At 59.9% G+C, this 13,873-nt stretch carries 17 protein-coding genes; 8 read left to right on the top strand and 9 right to left on the bottom strand.

All coding sequences use genetic code 11. The features are described from left to right. Positions 1–46: 46 nt before the first annotated feature. From NGM07_RS14820 to NGM07_RS14800, 5 genes are all read right to left on the bottom strand, one after another. Positions 47–742 (bottom strand): carbonic anhydrase, encoded by a 696-nt coding sequence (locus tag NGM07_RS14820; RefSeq protein WP_253512958.1) that lies wholly within the window; start codon positions 740–742, stop codon positions 47–49. Positions 743–818: 76 nt separating this feature from the next. Further along, on the bottom strand, positions 819–1,607 hold the full coding sequence (locus NGM07_RS14815; RefSeq protein WP_253512956.1) for a creatininase family protein: 789 nt from the start codon (positions 1,605–1,607) through the stop codon (positions 819–821). A gap of 113 nt (positions 1,608–1,720) precedes the next feature. After that, a complete protein-coding gene (locus tag NGM07_RS14810) occupies positions 1,721–2,389 on the bottom strand; it encodes a hypothetical protein (RefSeq protein ID WP_253512954.1) in 669 nt (222 codons plus the stop codon). A 193-nt stretch (positions 2,390–2,582) separates the two neighbouring features. Beyond that, positions 2,583–2,777, bottom strand: coding sequence for a cold-shock protein (locus NGM07_RS14805; RefSeq protein WP_253512952.1), 195 nt, complete (start codon positions 2,775–2,777; stop codon positions 2,583–2,585). Between the two features lie 278 nt (positions 2,778–3,055). Continuing rightward, complete coding sequence (locus tag NGM07_RS14800) at positions 3,056–4,501, bottom strand: MATE family efflux transporter (protein WP_253512950.1); 1,446 nt, start codon at positions 4,499–4,501, stop codon at positions 3,056–3,058. A gap of 165 nt (positions 4,502–4,666) precedes the next feature. Here NGM07_RS14800 and NGM07_RS14795 point away from each other — a divergent pair, with 165 nt between their 5' ends. After that, the gene (locus NGM07_RS14795) at positions 4,667–4,837 is read left to right on the top strand and encodes a hypothetical protein (protein WP_253512948.1); all 171 of its coding nucleotides are present in this window, start codon (positions 4,667–4,669) and stop codon (positions 4,835–4,837) included. A gap of 78 nt (positions 4,838–4,915) precedes the next feature. On the opposite strand, the gene NGM07_RS14790 is transcribed toward NGM07_RS14795, so the two are convergent. After that, positions 4,916–5,311, bottom strand: a complete 396-nt coding sequence (locus tag NGM07_RS14790) for a hypothetical protein (RefSeq protein WP_253512946.1) — start codon at positions 5,309–5,311, stop codon at positions 4,916–4,918. 122 nt (positions 5,312–5,433) lie between these two features. Between NGM07_RS14790 and NGM07_RS14785 the strand changes: the two genes are divergently transcribed. After that, positions 5,434–5,883, top strand: a complete 450-nt coding sequence (locus tag NGM07_RS14785; protein WP_253512945.1) for an RDD family protein — start codon at positions 5,434–5,436, stop codon at positions 5,881–5,883. Between the two features lie 42 nt (positions 5,884–5,925). Here the strand turns inward: NGM07_RS14785 and fer are convergent, their stop codons facing one another. Continuing rightward, positions 5,926–6,672, bottom strand: coding sequence for a ferredoxin Fer (fer, locus tag NGM07_RS14780; RefSeq protein ID WP_253512943.1), 747 nt, complete (start codon positions 6,670–6,672; stop codon positions 5,926–5,928). Between the two features lie 158 nt (positions 6,673–6,830). On the opposite strand from fer, the gene NGM07_RS14775 reads away from it, so the two are divergent. The 4 genes from NGM07_RS14775 to NGM07_RS14760 all read left to right on the top strand — a co-directional run bounded on the left by NGM07_RS14775 (position 6,831) and on the right by NGM07_RS14760 (position 9,342). Next, positions 6,831–7,409 carry a hypothetical protein gene (locus NGM07_RS14775; RefSeq protein ID WP_253512941.1) on the top strand — a complete coding sequence of 193 codons (579 nt, stop codon included), beginning with the start codon at positions 6,831–6,833 and terminating at the stop codon, positions 7,407–7,409. Between the two features lie 115 nt (positions 7,410–7,524). After that, positions 7,525–7,926, top strand: a complete 402-nt coding sequence (locus NGM07_RS14770; RefSeq protein ID WP_253512939.1) for a DUF2892 domain-containing protein — start codon at positions 7,525–7,527, stop codon at positions 7,924–7,926. A 230-nt stretch (positions 7,927–8,156) separates the two neighbouring features. Then, positions 8,157–8,522 (top strand): SH3 domain-containing protein, encoded by a 366-nt coding sequence (locus NGM07_RS14765; RefSeq protein ID WP_253512937.1) that lies wholly within the window; start codon positions 8,157–8,159, stop codon positions 8,520–8,522. A gap of 169 nt (positions 8,523–8,691) precedes the next feature. Next, a complete protein-coding gene (locus NGM07_RS14760; RefSeq protein ID WP_253512935.1) occupies positions 8,692–9,342 on the top strand; it encodes a hypothetical protein in 651 nt (216 codons plus the stop codon). Between the two features lie 82 nt (positions 9,343–9,424). Here the strand turns inward: NGM07_RS14760 and NGM07_RS14755 are convergent, their stop codons facing one another. After that, positions 9,425–9,763 carry a hypothetical protein gene (locus tag NGM07_RS14755; protein WP_253512933.1) on the bottom strand — a complete coding sequence of 113 codons (339 nt, stop codon included), beginning with the start codon at positions 9,761–9,763 and terminating at the stop codon, positions 9,425–9,427. Positions 9,764–9,879: 116 nt separating this feature from the next. On the opposite strand from NGM07_RS14755, the gene NGM07_RS14750 reads away from it, so the two are divergent. After that, positions 9,880–10,905, top strand: coding sequence for a tyrosine-type recombinase/integrase (locus tag NGM07_RS14750; protein WP_253512931.1), 1,026 nt, complete (start codon positions 9,880–9,882; stop codon positions 10,903–10,905). A 199-nt stretch (positions 10,906–11,104) separates the two neighbouring features. On the opposite strand, the gene NGM07_RS14745 is transcribed toward NGM07_RS14750, so the two are convergent. Next, entirely contained in the window at positions 11,105–11,746 is a 642-nt protein-coding gene (locus NGM07_RS14745; protein WP_253512929.1) for a hypothetical protein, read from the bottom strand. Between the two features lie 313 nt (positions 11,747–12,059). Here NGM07_RS14745 and NGM07_RS14740 point away from each other — a divergent pair, with 313 nt between their 5' ends. Then, positions 12,060–13,607: an outer membrane protein assembly factor BamB family protein gene (locus NGM07_RS14740; RefSeq protein ID WP_253512927.1), complete on the top strand. Its 1,548-nt coding sequence runs from the start codon at positions 12,060–12,062 to the stop codon at positions 13,605–13,607. Positions 13,608–13,873: the final 266 nt, after the last annotated feature.

The raw sequence follows: 13,873 nt of genomic DNA, 5'->3' as shown, positions 1-13,873 counted from the left end.
GCGTTTCGCGTGCCGCCAGCCGAATCGTCGAACGATTCGGGCGAATTCAGTACAACAGGCTCCGAACCGCCGACCGGTGGGACTCGGGGACGTCGGCGGCGATGGCCTCGGGGTCGGTTTCGCCGTCGACGTTCACCAGGTACGCGCGGCCGGACGCGTCGCCGTAGACCTGCTGGAAGTCGTAGACGAAGCCGTACGTCGCCGTCGAGTCCGGCACCTCGTCCGAATCGCGGAGGAACTCGACCTGCCGGTGGACGTTGAACTCCACCAGTTGGTTCACGACCGCCTCGTCGGACGTGTCGGCGTCCACCTCGTCGCTCGCCAGTCCCGCCTCGACGACGGGAACGAGCGACTCGACCCACTTCTCGATGCCGGCGTGTTCGAGAGTTTCGCCCTTCGTGACGGCCCCGTAGGCGGCGGTGACGGCGCCGCATCCGGTGTGGCCGACGACCGCGATCGTCTCGGTTCCGGCGTGGGCGATGGGGTAGAGCAGGTTGCCGTTGACGACCCGCTCGCCGTCGTAGTCGTCCCACGCCTGGTTGCCGACGTTGCTCGGCGTGAACAGCCAGCCGGGTTCGGTGACGTTCCACATCCCCTCTTGGGAAACCCGCGAGTCCGAACAACAGATGGAGACGACCGGCGGGCGCTGGCCGTCCTGGACGTCGGCGAAGTGGTCGTCGGCGAGCGATTCGACGTGGGCCTGGTTGCCCGAGAGCAGTTCGAATAGCGTCGAGTCGGACATACGCGGAACGTCGCGCCGACGGACAATAAACGCCGACGGAATCGGTCGGCGACGGAGTCGTCCCGACCGACCGCGGTCACTCCGGCGATTCGAGCGCGTCGACGAGCAGGCGGATGTCGGACACCGCCGACTCGACCAGTTTCGCACCCTTCCGTCGCGTCGCGACGGTCGGATCACCGATGTTGCCGGTCGGCGTCAGCGCTTCCATGTCGCCCGCGCTGAGCGCCCATCCGACCTTGTTCTCGCCGAGCGCGTCGTAATCGGTCAGCGGCAACGACTCCTCGGGCGGTGGGACGTCCTTCGCCCGGTCCATGTCGACCATGTCCGGGAACAGTTCGAGCATGATACTCGTCTCGAACTCCGACGCGTGAAACGACACGTCCCCGGTGCGGATCTCCGCGGCGACGTCGGCGAACAGTTCGACCAGTGGGACGTGGAACGCCTCTACGTCGAGTTCGTTTCGCAGTCGCCGGACGACGATTTCGAGTTCGGGGTCCTGTGCGAGGTAGTGGCCGTTGAGCAGGAGGACGTGTTCGATTCCCCACTCGGTCGCGGACTCACAGATGTCGAAGACGTATCGCTGGAACGTCTCCGTCGAGACGGTGAACGTTCCCGGCTTGAACGTGTGGTGGGGGCTCACGCCGTACCAGATTGGGGGTGCGAGCAGGGCCGGACTCTTTGCGGCGACCCGCTCACCGATGGCCTCGGGCATGTAGACGTCCACACCCAGGGGAAGATGGTGGCCGTGCTGTTCGGTGCTCCCGACCGGGACCAACAGCGTCCTGGTTTCGGCCAGCGCGTCCTCTAGCTCCTGCCACGTCATCTCTGCGACGCGGTACCCCGTCGTCTCGGCCGTCTCGGTCATGTCCTCGCGTTGTATCTGCGGTCACATAGTACCGACTCCGGGTTCGACCGGTGACGTACTCGTTCGCTTCGGGCCGGCGCGTCGGCGACTGCCGACGCGCCGGCCAGAAACGCTCACTCCAGGTGCGGGACGACCTCGTCGCGGACGTACTCCAGGAAGTCCCCGACGTCGAAGTCGCTAGGCCGGTACACCTCGACGTAGCCGCTCCGGGCGGCGGTCAGTTTCAACGGGCGGTCGCGGTAGGTCCCCTCGATGCCGAGTTGGTTCAACCGCGCGCGACCGAGGACGCCGCCGAACTCCTCGTCGGCCAGCAGGTCCTCACCGTGGAGCACGCCGTTCTCGGCGTTGCCGTCCTCGCCGTAGAAACCGGCCTTCCAGGCGGTCGCGCCGGCCTGGGCGTCGAGGAACGCGTTCAGGTCGAGAGTCGCGCGCTCGACCGACGTCGCGGTGTCGAGGCCGACCATCTCGAAGGCGAACGCGCCCGCACCGCTCTCGGCGACGACGAACTCGCCGGGCACGCCCGCGAGTTCGGTCGCGCGGGTCTCGGTCCGGGTCGTCTCCTCGAACGCGACCGCCCCGGAGTCTATCCGGGCCGCCTCGCCGTCGACGAGTCGCTCGGCCGCGGCCCGGCCCTCGAACGCGACGGTGCCGTCCGACAGCGAGAACACCCGGCCCACGTCGAGTCTGCGCGCGAGTTCGCGGTCGCCCTCGACGACCGCGTCCGAAAACGAACCGACGACGTCGAAGTCACCGTCGACGACGCCGATGACGCCTGCTTTCATGTACGCGCCGGTTCCGAGCGCCGGTAGTTAACGCTTCCCGAATCGTCTCCGCGGGCGAGGCTAGCGGAGCGTCTCCTCGGCCTGTTAATCTCGCGTCACGGCGCGCTGGCCGTCGCTCTCGGTGAGTAGCGTCGCGTTAAAATGTTGTAGTAATAGACGTCTCGTCCGTCACCCCGAAGGGTGAAGCGCTAGCTTACAGACGGGTGACGTTGGTTGCGCGCGGGCCCTTGGGGGCCTGCTCGATGTCGAATTCGATCTCCGTTCCCTCTTCGAGGTCCGGCCCGCCAACGTCCTCCATGTGGAAGAATACGTCGTCGTCCGCGTCCTCAGTCTCGATGAAACCGTAGCCGCCAGTGTCGTTGAAGAAATCAACGTTTCCTTTCGCCATTGCATCTAAACACAGTGCCAGTACACGGATAAGACTTGTGATATACGTGGTGTCACAGAGGTAATTTTTGGATATTTTTCTCCGAAACTCCTCGTTCGGTGGGTGAATGAAAACGTACAGTCGCGCGAGCGTCGAATCGTCGCCGGATTCGACACCTTTGGGCGTCGTTCCGGTGGATTCGACAGTTCTCGTCCGGGCGGAGCGTCGGGGCGCCGTCGGGCGAAACCGGGGATTCCCAGCCGGGTCGTCAAGGCCGCCCGGTCGTCGTTCTGAGTCGCTCAGTCGTCGGCGACCGGCGATTCTGGGCGGAACTCCCGGCTGATGGCCTTCCACTTGCCGGTCGAGAACCGGCGGTAGTTGATGGCGGCGGGGACCGTCGTCTCCGCGAGGAACGACAGGTAGAGTCCCGCGATGCCGAACGCGGTGGTCGCGCCGAGGTAGGCGACCGGAATCGCACAGAGGAACATCCCGATGGCCTGGCTGTAGAACGGCCAGCGCGTGTCGCCGCTGGCGTCGAGCGGGCCGGCGGCCGCCGCCTTGACGCCCTGAGCGACGGTGGCGACGCACGCTGCGTAGACGAGCGCCACCGCCACGGGCACCGAGGGATCTGCGGCGTCCTTGACGAACGAGAGGACGATGGGTTCGGCCAGCGCGGCCACGATGACGGCGGCGACGACGTACGTCGCCACCGAGAAGGCGACGATGTCGCGGGCGTAGGACTCGGCGGTGAGTTCGTCGCCGTCGCCGAGCGCCTGGCCGACGAGGCTGCTGGATGCCAGTCCGAAGCCCCAGCCTGGGGTGTTCATCAGCCCCCAGATGCGCCGGGAGATGACGTAGGCGGCGACCACGCTCGGCCCGAACAGGCCGACGATGGCCAGCATCGGGAACTTCGCGACGGTCCACACCAGGTTGCGGCCGACGACCGGCAGGCCGATTCGCACCAGGTCGCGCATCGTCTCGACGTCGACGTACGAGGACAGCGGACTGATCTGCACGGGGAGCGCGCCGACCACGGGGAGTCGACCCGCGACGAGTCCGGCGGCGAACGCGACGGTCACGAAGACGTTGGCCAGCACCGTCCCGAACGCCGCGCCCGCGACGCCCATGCCGAGGCCGAAGATGAACGCGCCGCTCAGCACGATGTTCGATATCGCGCCGCCGGACCGGACGAGCATCGGCGTCCACGCGTCGTCGGCGCCGATGTAGATGCGACTCCCGATGAGGTTCAGCCCCGCGAAGGGGACGCCGAGCGCCAGGATTCGGAGGTAGGTTGCGCCCAGCCGAATCACCTCGCCGTCGTCGGTCATCACGCCGACGAGGTCGGCCGGAAACAGCCAGAAGACGGCCGCGACGGGGAGGGTCACCGCGACGACGAGCGCGACGCTCGACCGCACCGCCACGCCGAGTTCGTCGAACGCCTCCGCGCCGAACCGCTGGGAGACGAGCGCGATGGTGCCGCCGGCGATGCCCCCGCCGAGCGAAAACGCGACGCCCCAGTACGGCGTCGCGAACCCGACGCCCGCGATGGCCACCGGGCCGACGGCGATGCCGACGAACGCCACGTCGACGGCGTTCTTCGACATCCGCGCGAGGCCGGTGACGATGCGCGGCCACGCGAGGTCAGTGGTCCGGCGGACGTGTTTCGGTTCGACGAGGCCGACGCGGGCGAGCGCGAGGCCGATGAGGAGGATGAGCAGGCGGACGGGGTTCGGGAAGCGAGGCACTACGAGTGGGTATTTCGAATCGAAACTAAAGTCCTTTACGTATCGGCGAACGGAGACGTCCAGGGTCGAATCGCGCCCGAAACCGCGGGACGGGGTCGGCGCGGAGGGCAATCGGTCATCGCTGGCACCGAGGTTCGAATACCGCGGCGGCCCTACCGACGAACGATGGCGAACGAGCGAGACACCTACGAGTGCGGGACGTGCGGTACCGTCGCGGCGTTCGAGGACGCGCGCCGGACGCAGACGATGGGGAACCTCGACCCGGCCAAGTGGCAGACGCTCTGCTGTCCAAACTGCGGAAACCGGTTGAAGACGGTGTTCGTCGGAAACGAGTAGGGCGGTGAACCGGCGAGGGCGACGAACCGGGTCGTGGGTCGGCGACTCTCAAGTCGCCGACCCGCGAACCGTACAGGGCTACGAGTCGTTCGACCGCCCGCCGCGTCCGGCGCGCTCTATCGGGTAGCGCCTGCCGTCGGCGAGTTCCTCGAACGCCTCGTCGGCGACCGACTCGACCTCCCCGAGCAGTCCCTCCTCGAACTCGGCGACGACCTGGTAGGTTAGCTTCCCGTCGGCGGTCACGCCCGCCGGGAGAACGTCGTCCTCGAGTCGGTCGGCGATGTCGCCGTGTTCCCCGCGGAGATTCTCCTCGGCGGCGTCGAAGTGCTCCATCGCCCTGCCGACCGCGTGGTGGAACTCCACGAGCGCCCCGTGAGCGCGATAGAACTGCTCTAACCCCCGTTCGACCTCCTCGACCGCGACTCGCTCCTCCTCGGTCAACTCGTCGAACGCCTTCGCTTCGGAATCGCTCATGCGTTCGGTACTCTGGTCCGACAGTTAGACGTTACCGCCGTCGACCGGCGGGGTATCAATTTTGATAACAACGTGTTTGATGTAAAAGTATAAACGAAGTGACCTGGCACCTCGGCGTACAAATGGAGAAGTTTCCGTCACCGGACATGGACGCGTACGCGGGAGTGTTAGACCGTCGGTTCGAAGCGCTCCTCATCGACGCGTTGCTCGTAAGCGTCGTCGTCGGGATTCTCGGATACGTCGCAGGACTCCTGCTGGTCGGCGGGACGGTCGGAGCCCTCGGGGGGACCCTCCTCGCGCTCCAGTTCGGCGCCCCGCTCGGCCTCGTCGCGTACCAGGCCGCCTTCGAGGGGTACTACGGTCAGACGATCGGGAAGCACTACCGGGGAATCGTCGTCGTGAAAGCCGACGGTTCGCACATCACGTGGGGCGCGGCGGCCGTCAGGAACGTCCTCCGCTTCGTGGACGCGCTCCCCCTCTTCTACCTCGTCGGCATCGTCGCCGCGTCCGTGACGGACGGCAACCAGCGCGTCGGGGACATCGCCGGCGACACGGTCGTCGTCCACACGTAGGACCCGTAGGACCGCCGACTCCGCCGTCGGTCGCCGAGACGCCTAGTCGTTCGGATACGCCTGCTCGAACGGTCGGGGCGGCAACAGCAGGTCGTCGAGTTCGGGCATGTGCTTGACGTTGTAGATGACCTTCAGTTCGGCCGTGATGGGCATCCCGTTGCACGACAGCCGAAAGCCCCGGTCCATCAGGTCCGCGGGGAGCACGTGGCTGGCCGGCATCGACAGTTCGCCGTCCCGGAGGATGATGGCACAGTTCGCGCACGCGCCGCCGCGGCAGGCGAACGGCCAGGCGTAGCCGCGGTCCTCGGCGGCTTCGAGCAGCGACTCGCCGGGTTCGACCTCGAATCGCCCGTAGTCGATTTCGCCGAGGTCGGCGTCGGCCGCCTTCCGGAAGAGTCCGTCGTCGGCGGCGTCCCAGCCAAAGTCGGCGAGCACGTCGTAGTTGAGGTAGGTGACCTCGGAGGTGACCCGCTCGCGGGAAACCTCGCGGTCCGGTTCCGACCCCGGGCGGGCGGCGCGCTCGCGGTCCGAGCGCTTCCGGTCCGTCTGCGCTTCGGTCGACGACGGCCGGCCAGGACCCTCGCCGGCCTCGGCGTCGTCGCCGGTCAGTTCCGGCGTCTCCTCGTAGCCCGCTTTGATTTTCTCGTAGGCCTCCCGGACCGCGATGAACTCCTCGACCGACCCGCCCCGGTCGGGGTGGGCGCGTTTGACCCGTTCCCTGTACGCCTCCTCGATTCGTTCCTCGTCGGCCTCGGCGTCGATGCCCAACACCTCGAACGGGGACTCCATCAACACCTGCTAGCGAAAACGCAAGGAAAAGTCTTCTCTCGGGGTCGGCGTCAGGTTCGGCGGCGGGGTATTGGGCGAGTGGCGAGACGAAATTGACGCCGTTGGCACGGACAACAGGGAGTGCCAACGTTCTTTACCGGCTACCGGAACGTACGCGTATGACCATACAGCCTGAATCCGGGGAACTACTCGTCGGGTCGTATTTACGATTGGTCGCGGGTTGCGACCTGGTGACCTACAACCAGCACTCGCCCGAGGAAGGTGAGCAGATGGAGATAGACGTGATCGGCGTGAAGACCCAGAAAAGCGGCGAGCGAATCGTCTACACCTGCGAGGTGGTGACGCACCTAAACGGCCTGCACTACTCCGGAACGCCGAGCGACGACAGATGGGACCAATACGGCAACGAGGACTACCAGCACACATTGGACCGACTGTGGCGAAAGTTCACCTCCGACAGTGAGCACGTGCGGGAGTTGTTCGACTCCGCCGACTCCTACGTCTTCCAACTCTGGAGTCCCATTGTCCCCGGGCGGTCCGACGAGGAGTATCTCCTGGGCGGACTGTCGAAGTTGGCCCGCGACTTCGAGGAGGAAACTGACAGCGAATTGGAGTTGGTCATCAACGAGCGGTACACCAAGCGGGTAGACGCGCTCAGGGCAGTCGCAGCCGAAACCGAGAAAGACTACGGCGAACTGGGGTTCCGTATCCTGCAGATCCTTGAACACCTCCGATAGGTGCACGTTCGAGCATGTACTCCCAGATGAGCGGAGCGACGGGTTTCCGCACACCGTCGCCACGTTCCGTCTCGTCGGGGATGAAATACAAGGGCACACGGCCCGATTTCGACGTATGGAGCTGAGGAAAACCCTCGAATCGAGCGAGAGTCCGGAAATCGACGCGGCCAGTGGCCTCCGCGGGCGAGTCGCCCGGGGCCTCCTCGCCGTCGTTCTGGCGGTCCTCGCGGTCAGTTCGCTCCGCAAGGGCAAGCGATTGCGCGGGGTGCTCGCCGGCGCGGGCGCAATCGCGCTCGGGGCCGGTGCTAGAAACGAGTCCGGCGGCGTAGGGAAAGCGCTCGACATCGACACCGAAACCGCGACCCAGGAAGTGAAGGAGACGCTCGGCGTCGACACGAGCGAGAAGGGCGGACTGCGCTGTGCCATCTGCGGCGAGCCGATTCGGTCGGGCGAGCGCCGAGGACCGGACGAGAACGGCGACATCGTCCACGACGCCTGCAAGGAAGCGGCCCAGTAGTTGGAAGCAGTCCGATCAGGTTTCCGCTGAACCGCCGGCCAGACGCCGAGAACGTGTCTCTACGGCCAGCGGATGGACCGACAAGTACACCGTTGGCCGCGGTTCGGGCGGGAGGAACCCGTACGCGTCCCAGCAATTCAGTCCGATATCCGGCGCCGCTCCCGCAAACATCATCGTCGAGCGCGTACGGTAGGATTATCTGCCGCCGTCGACGAGTACTGGCGATATCGATGGATTCCACTACGTCGAACCGTCGGGTCGTCGAAGCGTACGCGTCGGCGTACCCGGAGCCGATACGTGTGAGCGAGGGCGACGAACTCACCATCGAAGAGCGTGCGACGAAATGGGACGGGTGGTCGTGGTGTATCGACGGCTCCGGGCGAGAGGGCTGGATACCGGACGCGTACGTCGAGCGCCGGGACGGACGGTGGGTCAGTCTCGAAGACTACGTGGCGAGAGAACTCACCGTCGAACGCGGAGAGACGCTCACGTCTCGCACCGCGATCGCCGGCTGGGAGTGGTGCGAGAAGTCGACCGGCGAGACAGGTTGGGTGCCGTCGGAGAACCTGCGTCCGGTTTCGGGTCGTGAGCTGTGAGGAGTCGCTTCGCTCCCTCGGTCGTTCGCAGGAAAGTACCGCCGCCCCCGATTTCGACCGAAACCGCGGGTTCGCACTCGCCGCGGTCCTCCGCATCGGTACCGACGGTCCAATAGTTCCAAACAGGTGATATTATGGTGGTGGTCGGCTTCCCTGCCAGTTACGAGAGATGAATCCCCGACTCGACGGTCCGGTCGAAGCGGTCGTGAGGCGGTACTATCGACTCGCCGAAGTCGTCTACCTCGCAGGGTTCGGACTCTGCATCGGAGCGGGCGCGTACGGTTTCCGGTCGGAGGACCCCGCGACCAGCGTGGCCGCAGGCCTGGGGTTGCTTCTCGTCGCCATCGTCGGGTTCGTTCCCCTGTTCGACCTGCGCACCGAGGGCGTGCTCGAAACGAGCAAGTCCCCGGAAACCGTCCGCGCGGAGTTCGAAAACGCGGTCAACCCGATGACCGCGTTCGCGTTCGGCTGGGCCGACGAGATTCGCAAATGCGAGGCGGACGACGGGAGCGCCGACGTCGTTCTCGAAGGCACGTTCCTGAGGCTGTTCGCTCACGAGTATCGGCTCCACGTGAGTCGCGACGGCGAGAGCGCGATTCTGATACGCTTCGGGGACGACGCCCTCGACGGGACGGTAGAACTATCGATACGGCCGAGCGAGGCGGGAACGCGGGTCGAGACGACGAGCTACGACGAGCGAGAGCGAGTGACGGGACTCCTGTTCTCGGTGCTCAACGCCAGGTACGAGCGTCGGGTGTTGGAGCACTTCGGATATCGAAACGTCGAGCGTTCGACGAGCGTCGGTCTGCGGTTTCGATGACGGTTGGGTGACGAAACCGTTCTGTTCCTCTCGTCCGGCAGAACGGTCCTCGTCGAACCGGTGAGACGGGTTCGCTACGCTCTCACGTGGCGTCGGCAGAAAGTATGCCGCCTCCCCGATTTGAACGGAGAAAGACGTTCCGGGCGTGCGGCGTGAAGAGCCGTTCCGGGACTGCGACTTCCAGGCTCAAATCGGGTCGGGTGACAGACCTTCCGCTCGGCGAAATAGCGTCGCGGAAAAGGTATGCCGCCTCCCGGATTTGAACCGGGGACAGCTCATTTGCAAGAAAGTGCTCTCCCGGTCTTTTTGGGCAATCCCGATTTAGAACTTCATCAAGGGGTTCGATAGTATTCACCTGCTCGGAGACGGCGGAGAATGGCTCCTCCTGAACTCTTATTGAATCAGAACGGCATTCATCCATATCGAGAACCACCCTCTTCTACGGGCTCTCCGTGCCTTCTACAGCAGGACGGTTCTATACCTCATGGCTCTAATTACTACCAGTAATTTGAAGGCTAAGAAAGTCATATACTCGACATGACCTCCGGACTTCAACCAATTTCGCCGGCAGAAGCGAAGGAGATGTATCTTAACGCGCGAAAGAACGAGGTCTCACAGTCAACGCTTGACGGATATCACTACCGACTCAAACATTTCATCCGGTGGTGTCAGGGGTTTGAGGGAATTGAGAACATGAATAACCTCTCTGGACGCAAGCTCCAGAAGTTCAAAACATGGCGTCGGGATGACGGTGATTTGAAACCAATTACGCTTGAGGGCCAACTTGATGCGCTTCGAGTCTTCATTCGGTGGTGTGAATCTATCGACGCAGTCGAACAGGGGCTTCACGAGAAGTTCGAGGCCCTTATGCCGACACTCAGTAAGAATGACGAACAGAGCGAAACTATTCTCAATGCAGGCGATGCCGAGGCTCTTCTTGAATATCTTAGGAAGTTCGAGTACGCTTCTCGCTCTCACGTTATCTTAGAAATTCTTTGGCACACGGGGATACGTCTTGGCGCTCTCTACTCCCTTGATATCGATGATTATGACGGGGAGGCTGAACGCTTGGCACTTCACCACCGTCCAAAAACAGGGACACCCCTGAAGAACGGAAAAGAAGGAGAAAGAATGGTTGCGCTGAATGCCGAGGTCTGTCGGGCTATCGAAGACTGGGATGAGAATCATCGCCATGATGTGGAGGATGACTATGGGCGCAAACCACTCCTAACAAGCCGGAATGGGCGGATGAATCGGTCAAGCATACGGGATGCCGTCTACATGGTCACTCGTCCCTGCTACTACGGGGATGAATGCCCGAAGGGACGTGAACCAGATGACTGTGAGGCCGGGAAGTATCCCGGCTATTGCAAATGCCCGGTCAACGTTTCACCGCATGCGATTCGACGCGGTTCGATTACTCATTTTCTTACTGAGGACGTGCCTGAGAAAGTTGTCAGCGACCGAATGAATGTTGGGCAAGATGTTTTGGATAAGCACTACGACAAACGAGATGAGGAGGTGAAAGTCGAACAGCGACGGGGCTACCTCGACAACATCTAATCGGTTGCCGGTGCCGGAGCCGCCTCCTCCGGTTCTTCTTCGTCTTCGTGAACCATTCCATCGGTGACAGTCGAGAGGATATCCCGAACGCGCTGAGCCTGGTCCGCTAAGTCAAGGTCGGCAGGATACGAGAAGGTGTAACGACCGTTTCGGTTGGCCTCTCGGATTTGTCCTTCCGAGTCCTTCATACGGATGTACTTTACCTCGGAGAGGCGAGCGAACCCGTCGATGATACCAGGGCCACTGAGATTGTTGTCCTGTGAACCGGTGCTGAACACCGCGCTCGAACGGCATTTTCACCAGCACGGTCCACATGGTCTGCGATATCCTCTTCGACAGAGGTTTCTTCAGAGTCGCGTTCACCGATGTCTTCTAACTTTAGACCACGAACTCGGAACGACTGTTCGTAGAACTCTCTCATTTGTTCCCGAGTAAATCGATTATACTGGTCGCATTGGAAGTCGATTCCGAACTCATCCGAGTCCTCACCAATCAGATAGTCAATTGCATCCTTATCGTACACGCCAGACGTCGTCTCGAAGGCGTATGACCCGTCGCGGGTCAAGAGAAATCGCATAATCCTTGCAATGTGACTGTCACCGATAGTCACCTCGTTGCCATCTATCTCTTTTCGCTCTTCGGTAACTTCCTTTACAAAGCGAATGAAGATATAGTCATCACCGACTACGTATTCGTCAGAATCAGTGCGAAGTTGGACACCGCGTTGGTCGCCAGTCGGGCCGAAAATTCCATTCCCTTCTACCACCTCAGCGATTGCATCCATAGATGGAATCCCCTCATCAGCCTCTAACTCCCCGAATCTGAACTTTGCCTTCGGCATACTCACTTCAAACGGTTGTGGATGTAAATACTTTATCCATTTTCCTACAAACAGAGTATTTTAGACCAGAATGAAGCCTTAGCTCACCGGAGAACAAGTAGGTGGTGTTCTCCTCTAATTGATTAAGTTGACTGGGATTACATCGGGTCAATCCTCAAGCCGCTCAGGACCCGCCTCCACGCCGGAGACTCACTCTGGGTCTTCTCTCCTCGATTGGACTAAGCCGGTTAAATGGATTAGTTCGTTTCTCTATCTGATACCGATACTACCTAGAAAAATATTTGTCATCCCAATTTGAATAGCAAATTGACTGATGGGCATTGAGAAAGTGAAAAAAGAAGGGCTAGCTGGTATCGTCATGAGGCTCTGGGAAGAGAGAGGTTATCAAACTAAAATCTCCAAGCAAGGTTCTGAAACCTTTGTTCTCGCAAAGAAGGACAGACAAAACTCAAAAAAGGAGTTAGTCTGGGTCAGGACAAAGATTGTCTCTGCTGAGGGATTAAAGACCCTTTCTAAGATGGCGAAGAGAAAAGGATTCAACGCCGCGTATTGCGTTTCTACTGGCGGCTTTGAGGATAAAGCTATTCAAATTGCTAAGGAAACAGGAGTGAAATGCGTAAATGAAAGTCGTCTCCGAACATTTCTTCAGAAGCACGGACTTCAGAATTTAGTCCACAAGACAACGTCATCTGAGGCCATTTTTGATAATGGATTTGACTCGGATTCATCCGAAACAGCAAAAGAAAGAGTAGCTGAGGAGACTCCCGAAGATAATGAACAATCTGATTCAAGAAGAGACTTTCTTAGAAAGCCACTAAAATACGGAGCCGTAGGGTTAACGGCTGTCGCTGCTCTGGGGGCTCTTTCAAGCAATTCAAATAATGAAGACGGCTTTCAAATTCGGAAGCAGTGGTCATTTGAAACCAATCATGATATTGTAGCATCCCCTGTTGTTTCTGAAGATTATATTTATATCGGAAGCAAAGATGGCAGAGTTTATTCTATCAATAGACATAATGGAGAGAAGAAATGGGAATTTGATACAGAAGAACCTATTGAAACGTCTCTCGGAATTAGAAAAGATACTATATATGTGAACACAGGTGGCTTAAATGTTTACGCGCTAAATGCTAATAACGGCAAGAAACGTTGGTCTTTCAAAACGAACGGGTATGGAGGGACAGCTCCGGTAGTCCATAAAGACGCAATTTACGTAGGGAGCATTGGTGATACAATGTATGCATTAAATGCAGAAAATGGGAGAAAGAGATGGAGTTATAAAGCTAAAGGCGGAATTATTTCAACACCTATTGTGAAAAATGGGGTTATTTACTTCGGAAGTTTAGGCGATACATTCTATGCCGTTGATACAAAAGACGGAAGTGAGAAGTGGCAATTTAAAGTTTATGACCAAGTTCAATGCTCTCCTGCAGTAACTGAGAGTACCGTGTACTTTGGGACTACGTCTGATAAATTCTATGCAGTTAATTCAGAGAATGGTACCCAGAGGTGGCGTACAAGCTTAAAAAATGGAGTTTATAATAATTTGATAACCGTTGTTGATGATACCATACTTGTTCCTAGTAGTTGGTCGCTCTTTGCCCTGAATGCAAATGATGGAAGTGAAAAATGGAAGTTCCAGTCTACTGGAAGCGTTTCAGGTGCCGTAGTATCTAAAAACAGACTCTATCTCGGCAGTCATAACGGTAATGTTCACGTCATTGACGCTCAAGCCGGAAACAGAATGAGAGAGTATGCAATAGGTGGTTCTGTTGAAGCAGCACCAATTGTCAGAGAGAATTTCATTTACGTTGGAAGTACTGGCGATTCTCTGTATTCATTGGAAGAATACAAGGAATAAATCAGAATTAGACATCAATTGTAGAAATGAATGGAGGATGAGACCCACTACGACTTAGCGACCATCAAAACACCGTCTCCTCACTCATTTCTATTCTTCGGCCCCAGATTCAGTCCTATGCTGATTCCCAATGAACACCGAGGAGAACATCAACTCACTAACAGAATTGGTTAGGAAGCAATCTCCGGCAGTCTCAGCGGCCAGGAATTCACCGTGCTTCCTCAAGAGAAGCAATTGATTGGCACCAATTTCGAATGTGCTAACGC

It is taken from the genome of Halorussus vallis (assembly GCF_024138165.1).
Classification (GTDB): Archaea; Halobacteriota; Halobacteria; order Halobacteriales; family Haladaptataceae; genus Halorussus; species Halorussus vallis.
This window is presented reverse-complemented; position numbering and strand designations above follow the sequence as displayed.